This is a genomic window from Rhizobium sp. AQ_MP, from assembly GCF_014237835.1.
Taxonomy (GTDB): Bacteria; Pseudomonadota; Alphaproteobacteria; order Rhizobiales; family Rhizobiaceae; genus Allorhizobium.
In genome coordinates this window covers 40611-54307 of sequence record NZ_JACJVI010000013.1, presented here as the reverse complement: position 1 = coordinate 54307, position 13697 = coordinate 40611, and the positions used below count along the sequence as shown (strand labels likewise).

At 60.0% G+C, this 13697-nt stretch carries 16 protein-coding genes; 11 read left to right on the top strand and 5 right to left on the bottom strand.

Annotated features, from left to right (window positions below):
• Positions 1 to 76 precede the first annotated feature (76 nt).
• The 6 genes from H6M51_RS17820 (at position 77) to H6M51_RS17795 (ending at position 4096) form a co-directional block, all read left to right on the top strand.
• A complete protein-coding gene (locus H6M51_RS17820; protein WP_185811170.1) occupies positions 77 to 1156 on the top strand; it encodes a LacI family DNA-binding transcriptional regulator in 1080 nt (359 codons plus the stop codon).
• An 8-nt stretch (positions 1157 to 1164) separates the two neighbouring features.
• Entirely contained in the window at positions 1165 to 1884 is a 720-nt protein-coding gene (locus H6M51_RS17815) for an aspartate/glutamate racemase family protein (RefSeq protein WP_246780560.1), read from the top strand.
• A gap of 13 nt (positions 1885 to 1897) precedes the next feature.
• A complete protein-coding gene (locus tag H6M51_RS17810; protein ID WP_185811169.1) occupies positions 1898 to 2959 on the top strand; it encodes an aldo/keto reductase in 1062 nt (353 codons plus the stop codon).
• Positions 2960 to 3081: 122 nt separating this feature from the next.
• Positions 3082 to 3264: a hypothetical protein gene (locus tag H6M51_RS17805; protein WP_185811168.1), complete on the top strand. Its 183-nt coding sequence runs from the start codon at positions 3082 to 3084 to the stop codon at positions 3262 to 3264.
• Between the two features lie 339 nt (positions 3265 to 3603).
• Positions 3604 to 3885: a type II toxin-antitoxin system ParD family antitoxin gene (locus H6M51_RS17800; protein WP_185811167.1), complete on the top strand. Its 282-nt coding sequence runs from the start codon at positions 3604 to 3606 to the stop codon at positions 3883 to 3885.
• Positions 3875 to 4096 (top strand): type II toxin-antitoxin system RelE/ParE family toxin, encoded by a 222-nt coding sequence (locus tag H6M51_RS17795; protein WP_185811166.1) that lies wholly within the window; start codon positions 3875 to 3877, stop codon positions 4094 to 4096. The genes H6M51_RS17800 and H6M51_RS17795 overlap by 11 nt, the downstream gene beginning before the upstream one ends.
• 60 nt (positions 4097 to 4156) lie before the next feature.
• Here the strand turns inward: H6M51_RS17795 and H6M51_RS17790 are convergent, their stop codons facing one another.
• The 5 genes from H6M51_RS17790 to H6M51_RS17770 form a co-directional block, all read right to left on the bottom strand.
• Complete coding sequence (locus H6M51_RS17790; RefSeq protein WP_185811165.1) at positions 4157 to 4468, bottom strand: type II toxin-antitoxin system RelE/ParE family toxin; 312 nt, start codon at positions 4466 to 4468, stop codon at positions 4157 to 4159.
• Positions 4465 to 4716 carry an antitoxin gene (locus tag H6M51_RS17785; protein WP_185811164.1) on the bottom strand — a complete coding sequence of 84 codons (252 nt, stop codon included), beginning with the start codon at positions 4714 to 4716 and terminating at the stop codon, positions 4465 to 4467. Before H6M51_RS17785 ends, H6M51_RS17790 begins: the two co-directional genes overlap by 4 nt.
• A 287-nt stretch (positions 4717 to 5003) precedes the next feature.
• A complete protein-coding gene (otnC, locus tag H6M51_RS17780) occupies positions 5004 to 5645 on the bottom strand; it encodes a 3-oxo-tetronate 4-phosphate decarboxylase (RefSeq protein ID WP_185811163.1) in 642 nt (213 codons plus the stop codon).
• Positions 5642 to 6907 (bottom strand): 3-oxo-tetronate kinase, encoded by a 1266-nt coding sequence (gene otnK / locus H6M51_RS17775; RefSeq protein ID WP_185811162.1) that lies wholly within the window; start codon positions 6905 to 6907, stop codon positions 5642 to 5644. Before otnK ends, otnC begins: the two co-directional genes overlap by 4 nt.
• Positions 6908 to 6934: 27 nt before the next feature.
• Positions 6935 to 7945, bottom strand: a complete 1011-nt coding sequence (locus tag H6M51_RS17770) for a LacI family DNA-binding transcriptional regulator (RefSeq protein WP_407073594.1) — start codon at positions 7943 to 7945, stop codon at positions 6935 to 6937.
• Positions 7946 to 8133: 188 nt separating this feature from the next.
• Here H6M51_RS17770 and H6M51_RS17765 point away from each other — a divergent pair, with 188 nt between their 5' ends.
• From H6M51_RS17765 to ltnD, 5 genes are all read left to right on the top strand, one after another.
• Positions 8134 to 9252 carry a sugar ABC transporter substrate-binding protein gene (locus tag H6M51_RS17765; protein WP_185811160.1) on the top strand — a complete coding sequence of 373 codons (1119 nt, stop codon included), beginning with the start codon at positions 8134 to 8136 and terminating at the stop codon, positions 9250 to 9252.
• A 73-nt stretch (positions 9253 to 9325) separates the two neighbouring features.
• A complete protein-coding gene (locus H6M51_RS17760; RefSeq protein ID WP_185811159.1) occupies positions 9326 to 10846 on the top strand; it encodes a sugar ABC transporter ATP-binding protein in 1521 nt (506 codons plus the stop codon).
• Positions 10843 to 11811 carry an ABC transporter permease gene (locus H6M51_RS17755; RefSeq protein ID WP_185811158.1) on the top strand — a complete coding sequence of 323 codons (969 nt, stop codon included), beginning with the start codon at positions 10843 to 10845 and terminating at the stop codon, positions 11809 to 11811. The genes H6M51_RS17760 and H6M51_RS17755 overlap by 4 nt, the downstream gene beginning before the upstream one ends.
• Entirely contained in the window at positions 11808 to 12782 is a 975-nt protein-coding gene (locus tag H6M51_RS17750; RefSeq protein WP_185811157.1) for an ABC transporter permease, read from the top strand. The genes H6M51_RS17755 and H6M51_RS17750 overlap by 4 nt, the downstream gene beginning before the upstream one ends.
• Entirely contained in the window at positions 12782 to 13696 is a 915-nt protein-coding gene (gene ltnD / locus H6M51_RS17745; protein WP_185811156.1) for an L-threonate dehydrogenase, read from the top strand. The genes H6M51_RS17750 and ltnD overlap by 1 nt, the downstream gene beginning before the upstream one ends.
• The last annotated feature ends 1 nt before the right edge of the window (position 13697 follow it).

The following is a 13697-nucleotide window of genomic DNA, read 5'->3' as shown; positions in this document are numbered from 1 at the left end:
CATTTGCCGTAAACATCCGGCTCAACGAGCACGTTGTTTACTAAATTATTTCGCAGACGCAGCATTCGGGAAAGCGATGAAGAACGGCAAGAACCTGACGATCCGAGACATCGCGGAGGCCGCCGGGGTCTCTGCAGCAACGGTGTCTCTCGTCTTGAACGGCAAGGGTGACATCTCAGGCGTCACGCGCGCCAAGGTTCTCGAAGCCGTGGCAAGTCTGAACTATGTGCCAAGGGCCAGCAAATCGACGAGTGAGCCGGGCGAGACGCTTCGCTTTCTCAAGATCGCCAAGCACGGCCATACCGTCAATCGCGACCACAGCGTCTTCATTTCAGACTATATCGACGGCATGTCGGCGGAAGCGACAAGGCGCAACTACACGCTCGAAGTGGTGAGCTTCGAAGGCCAGCCAATCAGCTCTGTTGCGGAATCGCTTGCCGGATCACCGATTTCGGGTGTCGTGGCCCTTGGCACCGAATTAACAGAGGCCGACATCCGTCTCATCCAGGGCCTTGGATATCCGACTGTTTTCATCGATACGTTCTTTGATGTCATCGACGCCAATTTCGTCGACATGAACAATGAGGACGCCGTCTTCAAGGTGCTGTCGCGCTTTCACCAGCAGGGCTTCAGGCGCATCGGCTTTGTCGCCTCGCATGTCGAAACGACGAACTTCAGGCTTCGCCGCGATGCCTTTTTCAAGAATATGGCGCGGCTCGGACTTTCGGTGGACGCGGCCGATATTCTCTCCGTGGAATCGACCTATGACGGCGCTTACAGCGACACCCGCCAGCTATTGGCCGACGGCCTGGACCTGGCCGAATGTTATTTCTGCACCAATGACATCATCGCCTATGGCTTCATCCGCGCCTTGCGCGAGCATGGACTGACCATCCCGGATGATGTCTCGATCATCGGCTTCGACAACCTGCCCCAAAGTGCGACAATGGATCCGGGCCTGACAACGATCGAGGTCTCGAAACGAAAGATCGGCTATCTGGCGGTTACCATTCTTGATGATCTGATCAATTCGACCGAACCCCAGCCGGCCGTCAAAATCCTGGTCGGCGCTGACCTCGTCTTGCGCGGAAGCCACGAGAAGCTCGTGCAGCGCAACAAGACGCGTGCTGCAAAACTGCAGATCCCAGCGCAATGACTGGCGACATGAGTGGCCAAGCCAAGGACCAGATAGTGGCCAAGCCGCAGATGCCGCAGCCGCGCAAACTGACCTTCATCCATACGGTCGGGTCACTGGAGCCCGTCTTTGCCCTGCTTGCAGCCGAAAGGCTGCCGAACTGGCACATTGCCTCGATCCTCGACGAAAGCCTGCTCTCAAGTGTGATTGCCAATGGCCATGTGGCTGAGGACGTTTCTGACCGCCTCGCAAGCCATGTGCATTCAGCGAGAGCAAACGGCAGCAGCGCCATCATCGTTACGTGCTCGACACTTGGAGAGGCCGTCGACGCTCTGGCTGCCAAGAGCGCAACACCGCTTTTTCGGATCGACAGAGGCATGGCGGAACGGGCCGTCAGTCAGGCATCGACGATCGGCATTCTTGCGACCTTGCCAACCACGCTCGAGCCGACCACCCGGCTTCTTGAAAGCACCGCCAAGCGAATGGGTCGTCCATGCAAATTCGTCTCAAAGCTTGTCAACGAGGCCTTTGCACAGCTGAAGAGCGGAAACCCGGAAACCCATGACCTTCTGGTGCAGGAGGCCTATGCAGCACTTTCAGCCGAAGTTGAGCTCGTTGTTCTGGCTCAGGCGTCCATGGCGCGTGCCCTGCAGGCGGGACAGCACGATCGGCCTTACCTGACGAGCCCTGAACTGGGTATGGACCAGATTGCCAGCTTGCTGCGCCTGTCGCGCATGTCGGCTGACTGAGGAGGAGGATTAAATGCAGTATAGAATGCTCGGCCGTTCGGGTCTCAAGGTGTCGGCCATTTCCATGGGCACGTTTTCCTTCGGCGGCGTCGGTGGATTCGCCAAGGTGGCAAACCAGGGCGTTGAGGAAGCGCGCCGGCTGATCGACAGCTGTATCGATCTCGGGGTCAACCTGTTTGACACGGCCAACATGTATTCGCTTGGGCGATCTGAGGAAATCCTTGGTGAGGCGCTGGGCGCAAAACGCAACGACGTGTTGATTTCGTCAAAGGCCCGCATGAGGATCGGCGACGGCCCCAATGACGAAGGCGCCTCCCGATATCACATCATCAGAGAATGCGAACGCTCGCTCAAGCGACTGAAGCGAGACCATATCGACATTTATTTCATGCATGAATGGGATGGGCTTACGCCACTCGACGAGACGCTCGAAGCCCTGCATACGCTGCGCGAACAGGGCAAGATCCGCTATATCGGCTGCTCGAACTATTCGGGCTGGCACATCATGAAGGCTCTGCAGATCTCGGACAACAAGGGTCTGGCGCGTTTCGTCACGCAGCAGATCCATTATACGCTGGAGGCGCGAGAGGCAGAATATGAACTCCTGCCGCTCTCGGTCGACCAGGGGCTTGGGGTGATGGTGTGGAGCCCGCTTGCTGCCGGACTTCTGTCGGGTGCCTTTGCGCGCAACAAGGCACCGGAGCAGTCGCGTCAGGCTCAAGGCTGGAGCGAGCCACCGATCCGCGACAAGGAGCGGCTCTGGACCATCATCGATGTGCTCGAAGAGATTGCAACAGAGAGAGGCGTGTCCGTCGCTCAGGTCAGCCTTGCCTGGACGCTGTCGCGCCCGGCCATTTCGACGCTCGTTGTCGGCGGCCTCAACGAGAACCAGTTCCGCGACAATATTGCTGCAACCGACCTCACCCTTTCGGACCAGGAACTGTCCCGCCTCAACCTGGTTAGCCGCCCGCCTTACATCTATCCCTACTGGCATCAGCACAACTTCGCGGGCGATCGACTGTCGCCGGCGGATCAAGCGCTGCACCAATCCTTTGATGATCTGGGGATGGTTTAACGATCAGCAGACACCGCCGTACCGCCCGGTGCCACCGCGTTAGGCTTGCCGAAGCGCCTCGGCCTGTGCCGAGGTCAGCGGCCGTATGTTTTCTTTGCGCAGCATCCTGCGCCGAAGGCAGTTTGCAGATTGTAACCGAGGGCAAGCACTGCAAGTTCAAGAACGATCTGCAACAGCTCACCTATTCAGGCAAGCTCGCATCAAGCGAACAGCGCAAGGCACTGTTCGTCACCGAACGCGCTGTTTTCGCCATCCAGAACGGACGCCTGCGCCTTCAGGAAATTGCCCCGGATCCGCTCGGGTGAGGAATGGCCAGTCATCCAGCTCGCGACTGACAGATCGTAAAAATTGGATGGGAATGGATGGCAAAATGGAAACTCTAAATACGGCGACCGTCCGCATCACGCCTGAATCCTATCACTGATCGCAGAAAGCGACGAATTCAAAGGCGCTTGGCGTGCGATTGGTCGGATTGCGCCTCAACGTCTAGGAGTCGAACTTGCGGCATGGAACTTCAATCCCCGTCGATCCATCTCCGTCATGCCTTGCAGCTGCAACAGTACACCTAGAAGACCCGTCAACCATATTGCGACTTTGGGCCCTTGGTGGCAAAAATTGCTACCACGTGCCTTTGGAGGTCGCCTATGCCAAATGTTGAAAAGGTCAGCGTTTCAATGACACCCCAGCACGCCGAGTTATTGCGTGACGCTGTCAACAGTGGCGCTTATGCCAGCGGAAGCGAAGTTGTTCGCGAAGCCATGCGCGACTGGGCGGCCAAATGGATGCAAAAGCGCGAAGATATCGCCAAGCTGCGTGCGATGTGGGAAGAAGGCAAGGGTAGTGGCCCTGCGGTTGAGGCGGTTTTTGATGCGGTGTTGGATGAAGCACGCCAGGAAATAGCTGCTGCAACTCCCCATGCCCGTTAAGCTCTTTTGGACCCCAAAGGCGCGCGCCGACGTTAAGTGCATCTACATTGAAATGCGGAAAGGGCAGCCGCGCAGCGCGGAGCGGTACTTCGCCACTATTCGCCGTAAGGCGGAATTGCTGATCGAGCACCCGCGTTTAGGCGAGCGTCACCCGGTGGGCTCGGCACTTGCTAGGTTGTTTAGAGGATCTGAACTGGCGACACTTTTTTGATCGCTCGGTGACAAGGGCTTATCTAGTACGCGCGCAGCAATTCCTCACGTCGTGAAAACTTCACTCGTTGAGACGATCAGCCAAACGCCTCATGAGATCCATTCGTTCGTGAAGAATCGCTACGATGAGAGCGGGAGCATGTTCGCGAGGCAGACAGAAGATGTAGTGGTGCTGGCATCGCGCCATCCGCAGCGCCGGATAGAGTGCGCTCAGATCCTTGAAGGGAACTTTGCCCGCGGCAATGTCCTCCATTCCTCGCTCCAAAGCCGAGACGTAGTGACGTATTTGGGCGGCACTCCATTGTGTCCGTGTGTAACGGATTACCGAGCGAAGATCGGATTCTGCCTCTGCGGTCAGGATGTAAGCCGTCAAGCGCGACCTTCGGCAATCTCCTCGTCAAGGATCTCACCTACGGTTTTGGTCGACAGTTTTCCGGCGAGCCCCTCACTGATGCGCGTATTCATCAAAGTCTTCAACTCTTCCCAAGCCCGTTCTCCCTCGAAGTCGCCAGGAAACAGGCGCTCAAGTGCGTATTGCTTGATTGTCTTCCCCTGCAGAGCGGCCAGCGCTTTGAGGCTTTGATGTTGTTTGTCCGTTATGTCGATCGTCAAGCGGCTCATCTCACATACTCCTGAAGTCACGGACCCACATTAGCACATATGTAGTTTCGTTGCCACCTTTGCAACGTTATGTTGAGACCCTGCTTGCGGGGTTCCGCCATGTCGAGCAAACGTCAATCGGCATCTAGTTACCACTGCCAGCACGGAACCCTGGGCCAATCAATTTACGGGTAGGTGCGGACAGTCCGTCGGGATAAATTTCCGCAAGATTGGTGGATCGTCCAAGCCACTTGGAGGAGCTAACCCAACTGCATCATGCCTGCCCAAAGGGTAAGAGACCACGAGCTTCAGGGTGAACGTAGCGCTTCGGCCTGATGCGTTGACAGCGGCCTAAGACGCTCACCTCGCAGCATCAGGAATAGCTTGGCGGTCTCTTCCAGTTCCTCCATCGCATACTGGGCCTCTTTAAGCGTCTTGCCGGCAACGACCGGGCCGTGATTGGCCAGAAGGACCGCATGGCTATGCTCAGCCCTTTCGCGCACGGCTTCGGCGAGCGCTGCGTCCCCGGGCGGAAAGTAAGGGGCCATCGGCAAGCGCCCAACCCGCATGACGTAATAGGCCGTCAGGGGGGGCAGCACGTCATCGGGATCAAGGCCGTCGAGAATGCTGACGGCGACCGCATGGGTGGAATGCAGGTGCACGACGGCGCCCGAGCTTTCTCGCGCGCAATACATGCATTGGTGCAGGAAGGCTTCCTTGGTCGGCTTGTCGCCGCTGACATGCACGCCCTCGGCTGTGAACTTCGAAAGCCGGCCTGGATCGAGCGACCCCATGGAAGCGTTTGTGGGCGTCATCAGCATCTCGCCGGTCGAGAGCCGCGCGCTGATATTGCCGGTGGAGCCGAAGGTAAAGCAGCGATCGAAAAGTGATTTGCCGACCTCGACGATCTCGTCGCGCAGGCGGGTTTCTTCGGAGTGAATGGATGTCATGGCAGGAGGTCCCAGGCTTTGAGGAAGAAATCGGGCGCACCAAAATTGCCGGACTTGAGCGCCAATGCCATCGGCTGCCTTTGCCCGACCGTCAGCGTCCAGGGCACACCTGGATCGATTTCCGGACCGATGAACAGTGCGTCGGGTGAGAGCGCGCCGACCACGGCACCCGAGGTCTCACCACCGGCGACGATCAGGCGGCTTACACCGGCGGCTTCAAGGCCAAGCGCGGTCTCGGCGAGGAATTGCTCGATGAGCGATCCGGCCCTCTCGCGACCAAGGGCAGCTTGGGCCGCTTTCACCTCTTCGGGTTCGGCACTCGAATAGATCAGCGGCGCCTTTGCCGATTGGGCCAGCGCCCAGGAGACCGCCTCATCGACCATGAAACGTCCCTCGGCGATCTCGATCGGATCCAGCTTCAAGGCGGGTACGCCCGCCTCGATCGCATGACGGATCTGGCCGCGCGTCGCTTCCGAGCACGATCCAGCAAGGATCATCGACCGGCCCGCCGGCGCTGAAAAGGCGCGCGCGTCGTCCGCCGCTTTCAGCAGCCCTGCGCGGCGGAAATTTTCGGGCAAGCCGAGCGCTATACCCGAGCCGCCGGTGATCAGGCTCAATCCGGCAGAGGCCTCGCCGATTGCCCGAAGATCGGCGTCGGTCAGCGCATCGACGACCAGCGCCTGTTCGCCCCTGGCCCGCGCCGCTTCAAAGGCTTGCAAGACGGCTGCAGCCCCCTCGCCTACCGTTGCGTGGTTCACCAACCCCACCTTCAGTTTGGACTGCCCGGCCATCAGCCGCACCAGCGAGCTGTCGGTCATCGGCGTCAGTGGATGGTTGCGCATCGGGCTATCGGACAGCAGCTGGTCGCCGACGAAGAGATGGCCCTTGTAGATGGTGCGACCATTGGCCGGAAACGCCGGGCAGACGATAGTCAGGTCCGTACCGAGCGCCTGCATCAGGGCTTCGGTCACGGGGCCGATATTGCCGGCGGGACTGGAATCGAAGGTCGAGCAATATTTGAACAGGAACTGCGTCGCACCCGCCATCTGCAGGAAGGAGAGAGCCTCGAGCGACATGGCGACAGCTTCAGCTGCGGGATTGGTGCGCGACTTCAGCGCAACCACGACCGCATCTACTCCAGAGAGATCAAGGCCTCCCTTGGGAACACCGATCGTCTGGATCGTCCGCATGCCCTCCCGCGACAGCATCAGCGCAAGATCGCTGGCTCCGGTGAGGTCGTCGGCAATGGCGCCCAAAAGCATGGCAGTCTCCGATGAATTGGCGTGCGGTCAGGCCGTTGCGCCGTCGATGATGGCAAATCCGGTGTCGATGATCTGTGGCTCGCCCGGCCGTTCTGGCTGCGCAAGAAGCGCCTCGACGGCGGTTTTGCCGATGTTGAAGCGGTTCGAGCGCACCGTCGACAAAGGCTTCGGCAGCGCCTGGCCGATCTCCAGCCCGTTGAAGCCGAAAAGCGCAAGCCGCTCGGGCACCGGGATCCCGGCGCCCAGACAATGCATGAAGCCACCGACCGCCATGTCGTCGTTGGAGAACACCACGGCATCGACAGCAGCACCCTCGGCCAAGAGACCTGCCAGCGTGTCGCGACCAGCAATCGTCGAGCTTGGACCGTCATAGCGCTTCTCGACGACGAGCGACAGGCCGGCTTCAGACAGGGCTTCGCAGAGGCCGTCATAGCGGGCGCGAGCGCGCCGGTCGGCCGTCCAATCGTGGCCGACATAACCGATGCGGCTATAGCCGCGACGCACCAGATGCTCAGCCGTCGCGCGCCCTGCCCGGCGATGGGAGAGGCCCACTGCGAGATCGATCGGCTGATCGTCGATGTCCATGAGTTCGGCGATGCGAATGCGACTGTTTTTTAGCATGCGGCGCGCCGCGTCCGTGTGTTCAAAGCCTGTGGTGATCAGGGCAGTCGGCTGCCAGGCGAGAAGCGAGGAAACGAGCTGCTGCTCCTTGCCGAGATCATAATCGGTGACGCCGATCATCGGCTGATAGGGCGTGTCGGCAAGTCCCGCATGGATGCCGCGCAGCACCTCGGGGAAAACGATGTTGGAAAGCGAGGGCAGGATCACGCCAATGATCAGCGAGGCCGAGGAGGCAAGCGAGCCGGCCGCCCGATTGGGCACGTAGCCCAGTGCCTCGATGGCCTCGAGCACGCGCTTGCGGGTTTGCTCGGCAATGGATCCCTTGTTGCGGATGACACGCGACACGGTGTTCTCGCTGACATTCGCCAGCTGAGCCACATGAGCGAGCGTCGGCGTCTCCGGCTGCATTCGTTTCAACTCCTTCCCTGCCGCATTGCCCTGATGGCCAATACGGCGACACGCGATCTCGCCTTCAGGACCGTGCCATAAACTTTATCTCAGCGCTAACATAATTCGCTTGATCGTGGCTAGAGGATGTGCTTAAAAAATTATGTTAGCGCTGAGATTAGCGCTTTCTGGGAGATACACTTCGGGAGGAGTTCACCGTGAGAACCTTTAACAAGGCCGCGCTTGCCGCGTCGGCCGCGATGCTCTGCGCCTTCAGTTTTACATCGGCCGTTAGCGCCCAAGACACCCATCGTCCGGAATGCTTCTCTGCAGCGCCCGACAATGCCAAGGTCATCAAGTATGAGAAGCGCGAAGGTCCCTACAAGGTTGCCTTCGTCAACGGCTTTGCCGGCAATGACTGGCGCGTGACCGCCATCCAGGGCGCCAAGGCCTGGGCTGCACGCGAAGAAAACAAGGCAAAGCTCGCTGAATTCACCGTCGTTTCAGTTGGCAATGACAGTGCCGCCCAGATCGCTGCGATCGATAACTTCATCGCCGCCGGTTACGACGCGATCACCTTCATCGCCGTAAACCCGACTGCGTTTTCCTCCGTCATCAAGCGCGCCGAACAGGCCGGCACCGTGCTTGTGCCCTTCGACAACGTGCTCGACACCGATGCCATCGTGCAAGTGAATGAAAACCAGTTCGAGCTCGGCGCGATGAAGGCGGAAGCCGTGGTGCGCGAAATCGAGAGGGCCAAGGGCAAGGTCGAGGGCACCGTGCTCGAAGTCTCCGGCCTGCCGGGCAATGCGACCGACCGCGACAACCATCTCGGCATGCGCTCTGTCCTCGACAAGCATCCGGGTCTCAAAGTCGTCCAGGTGGTTGGCAACTGGGATGCCGGCACCGTGCAGAAGGTCACCGCAGACGCGATCGCCACAAATGGCAATTTCGATGGCGTGATGGTCCAGGAAGGCACGATCGGCGCATTGAATGCCATGAAGAATGCCGGCCACCCGGTCGTTCCGATTGGTGGCGATGCTGGCAACGGTGCACGCAAGCTGATCGCAGAAGGCAAGTATCCGGGCCTCACCGCTGCCCAGGCGCCGGTCATGTCGGCTGTTGCGCTCGAAGCCGCGGTCTCGCTGCTTGAAGGCAATGCCTTGCCGCAGAAGGTCTTCCTGCCAATCCCGAACAAGGACAATGCAGAGCTGAAGGAAGGCGTCGACTACTTCCCCAACCTTCCGGACACCTTCTACACGACGACAGGTTATCCGAACTGCTTCCCGGTCTTCACCCCCGAAGAGCTGCTCGGCCAGACCCCCGACAATACCTGATCCTCCCGGCTGGACGGCGGTGCCTGACACCTCATAGGGCGCCGCCGTCCCACCCATACCAGGATATGCCAGAATGACGACCGCTCCGCTGATCGAGCTTTCGGGGATTTCGAAATCCTATGGGCCGATCCAGGCCCTGAAGACGATCGATTTTTCCGCCCGGCCGGGCTCCGTACACGCCATCCTCGGCGAAAACGGTGCCGGCAAGTCGACCCTGATGAAACTGCTTTCCGGGGCAATCCAGCCGACCACCGGCGAGATCCGCCTCAATGGTCGATCGATCCGGTTTTCTGGTACGCGGCAGGCCTCAGCCGCCGGTATCGTCTGCATGTTCCAGGAGCTCTCGCTCCTGCCGACGTTATCCGTCGGCGACAATATCACGCTTGCCCGCCCGCAGACGAGGTTCGGATTCATGCGTGCCAAGGCTTATGAAGAAGCCCGTGCCGCCCTCGACCTGATCGGGGCCGAGAGCATTTCCCTCGACACGCCCGTAGACGAGCTCTCTCTCGCCGATCGACAGCGGGTGGAAATCGCAAAGGCGCTTTATCAGAAACCACGTCTCCTGATCCTTGATGAGGCGACTTCGGCACTGGGTGCCTCCGCCGTCGAGAAAGTGTTCACGGTCATCCGCAAGCTGCGCGACGAAGGTTGCTGCATCCTCTTCATTTCCCATCGTTTCCATGAGGTCGAGGCACTTGCCGACACGATCTCGGTGTTTCGCGCCGGACAACATGTTCGCACCTTCCCGGCCGGCACCGTCGACAACCAGAGCATCGTGTCACTGATGATCGGCGAGACCATGGACCGGCTGTTCCCGCCACCGCGCCCGGCTGTGCCTGCAGATGTTGCGTCGCTTCTCTCCGTCCGAAACTTGTCTTTCGCTGGTGAACTCTTCGATGTCGGATTTACGGTACGCCCGGGCGAGATCTATGGCCTTGGAGGCCTTGAAGGCCAGGGCCAGCAGCGCGTTCTCGAAGCAATCTTCGGCACACTTTCAGGCGTTACCGGCTCGATCGAGCTTGACGGCCGGCCATATCAGAACCGCTCGCCACATCGCTCGAAATCACCTGGGATCGGCATTGCCTTGGTGCCTGAGGATCGCAAGACCGAGGGCATGATCCAGCCGCTATCGATATCAGACAATATGCGGCTTGCCGGTATCGGACTTCACGACGACCGCGAGGCGCTGGACGCCCGCTGCCTTGCCCTTCTCGAACGCCTCGAACTGACCTATGGCCAGCTCACCGATCCCGTGATGTCGCTGTCGGGTGGCAACCAGCAGAAGGTCTTGCTTGCCAAATGGCTGGCGCTTGGGCCTCGCTGCCTGCTTCTCCTCGACCCGACGCGCGGCATTGACGTCAAGACCAAGGCACAGATCTATCGCCTGCTTACCGACCTTGCCGATGAGGGCATCGCCATCATCATGCAGTCGACGGATTACGAAGAGCTCGTGCATCTCTGCGACCGGGTCGCTGTCTTTTATCGTGGCCGTATCGCGCGCGAACTGAGCGAAGACACATTGACGCCTGAGAACCTGATTTCAGCCGCCATGGGCCTGAGCTTTGCCCCAGCAGCGCCGGAGACCGTGCAATGACCGCACTCTACATCCGACGCAATCTGCGCGTCGTCATCCCGACCATCGCCTTCGTTGCCCTCTTCGTGCTTTACATCGCCACCCATCCGCGGGGGCTCTCCACCTATGTCCTGACGATCTGGTCCAACCAGTCGGCGCTTCTGGTGTTTGCAGCCTTTGCCCAATTCTTTGTCGTTCTGGTGCGCGGGATCGATCTCTCGGTCGGCGCGGTCGTGGCACTCACCAATGTCACCGCCTCGTTTCTCCTGGCCGGCGATGGCGGATCGCTTGTCTTCGGCATGGCTACCGTGCTTCTGGTCGGCATGGCCTGCGGTATGTTCACAGGCCTCTTCGTCTGCTTCGGCAATGTCCCGCCGATCGTTGCAACCCTCGCGACGGGAGCGATCTATTCCGGCATCGCGCTTTATCTGAGGCCCACCCCCGGCGGCACGGTGAACTCCGAACTCTCCGATGCCTTAACCTATGCGATCGGACCAGTGCCGACATCCCTTCTGCTGATCATCACGACCGTGATCGTGATCACCGTGATGCTGCGCAAGACCAGTTTCGGCATGGCGCTGAAGGCACTCGGCTCAAACGAGCATTCGGCGCAACTGACCGGCATCAACACAACCACGATGCGGATTTCGGCGCATATACTCGGGGGATTGATGGCCGGCATGGCCGGGCTCTACGTCTCCATGGTCACGATGACCGGCGATGCGGGTATCGGCCCCACCTACACGCTGAACTCGATTGCCGCGATCGTGCTCGGCGGTGTTTCGCTTGCCGGCGGCATCGGCACGGCGGTTGGTGTCGCCGTTGGTGCCATGCTCCTGAAAACCGTCGCCTCGCTGATGTTCTTTTCCGGCCTTCCTCCCCTCGCCCAGCCCTTCTTCGAGGGGCTGATCCTGGCGCTCGCGATTGCCTTCGGCTCCGTCGGCGTGCTGCGTGTCCGCAACAAACTGAAGCTGTTCGCCCAATGACAGACCGCGCGATATCAGGGCCGTCAAGGCCAAGCCTCCCCGTCGATCCTGCCGTTCTCGTCGTCGCCATTGGCTGCGGCTTGCTGCTGGCCGCTGGCGGGACCATTCTACCGACGTTTCTGACGGCGGGTTATCTCCTGCAGCAATTGCAGATCGCCTCTTTCCTCGGGATCATTGCGGCCGGTGCAACGCTCGTCATCCTGCTTGGCCATATCGATCTGTCGGTGCCGGCCGCCATTACCGCGATTGCCATTGTCACCACGACGATTGCCGGCTCGCAGGACCCGACACTTGCCACACTCGCAATTCCGATCGGGCTTACCACCGGTGCCCTGATCGGCCTGATCAATGGCATTGGCGTCGCCTTCCTGCGCCTGCCGTCGATGGTCTGGACACTGGCGATGAACTCCATGCTGATCGGCTCGGTGGTCTTCTTCACCGGTGGCTTCAAGCCGCGCGGCATGGCCCCGCCACTGTCGATCACGCTGTCGCTCGAGCGCAGCTTCGGGATCCCCAACGCCTTCCTGTTCTGGCTCATTGTGATGGCGGCGATGTTTTACCTGCTGCACCGGACTGTTTATGGCAAATATCTGATCGCCATGGGCAATTCGGAAAAGGCCGTCTACCTTTCCGGCATTCGCGTGCGGCTCGTCACCACCCTCACATTTGTCGTCGCTGGCGTCTTTACGGCGATCGGCGCCATCCTGCTGGCCGGCTATGCCAACCAGGCCTATCAGGGCATGGGCGACCCCTATATGCTGCCTGTCATCACTGCCGTGGTCATCGGGGGCACGTCGATCATGGGAGGCCAGGGTGGTTATGGCGGCACGATCGTCGGCGCCGTCTTCATCACCCTCCTGTCCTCCATCCTCTCAGTCCTGCAGATGCCGGAAGCCTTCAGACAGATCGTCTTCGGTGTCATCATTCTGGCCATGCTTTTGATCCGTGGCTACAAAAGGAGCTTTCGCTGATGTCTCACCTTCCGTCCGTCGCCGTCGTCGGCCTCGGCTCCATGGGCCTCGGCATGGCGCGCTCGCTGCAGAGGGCTGGCCATGCTGTTCGTGGTTTTGATATCAGCGCCCATGCCCTGAAAGCGCTGGAGAATTCCGGCGGCACCCCGGGGGCTAATCCGGCTGATGCTGTAGCGGACGCCGATGTTGCCGTCATTGTGGTGGTGAACGCTGCCCAGACAGAGACCGTGCTCTTTGGCGAGAATGGGGTGGTCGCTGCCATGAAGCCCGGCGGCGTCATCATTGCCTGCGCCACCATCTCGCCGGCCGAGGCCAAGCGGTTTGCAGCCCGTGTCGAAGAAGCCGGTCTTCTTTATGTCGACGGTCCGATCAGCGGCGGCTCGAAGAAGGCGGAAGCTGGCCAGTTGACCTTCATGGCCTCGGGCTCGTCTGCCGCTTTTGCCGCGGCCAAACCAGCGCTCGATGCGATGGCGGGGACCGTCTACGAACTCGGCGATCAGCCTGGCATCGGATCGTCATTCAAGATCGTCAACCAGCTGCTGGCAGGTGTGCATATCGCGGCCGCCTGCGAGGCGATCACCTTTGCCAAGAGCATGAACCTCGACATTTCCCGCGTCTTCGATGTGATCACCAAGTCAGCCGGCAACAGCTGGATGTTCGAAAACCGCATCCCGCATGTGCTGGAAGGCGACTACACACCGCATAGTGCCGTCGCGATCTTTACCAAGGATCTCGGTATTGTCTCCGATATCGGCCGCCAGTCGAAATTCCCCCTGCCGATTGCAAGTGCCGCACTTCAGCTCTTCATCATGACCGAAGCTGCCGGCATGGGACGCGACGACGACAGTTCGGTGGCGCGTCTCCTGGCAAAGATTGCCGGTCTCAAGCTGCCCGGCATGGAGGACGAGGACTGAC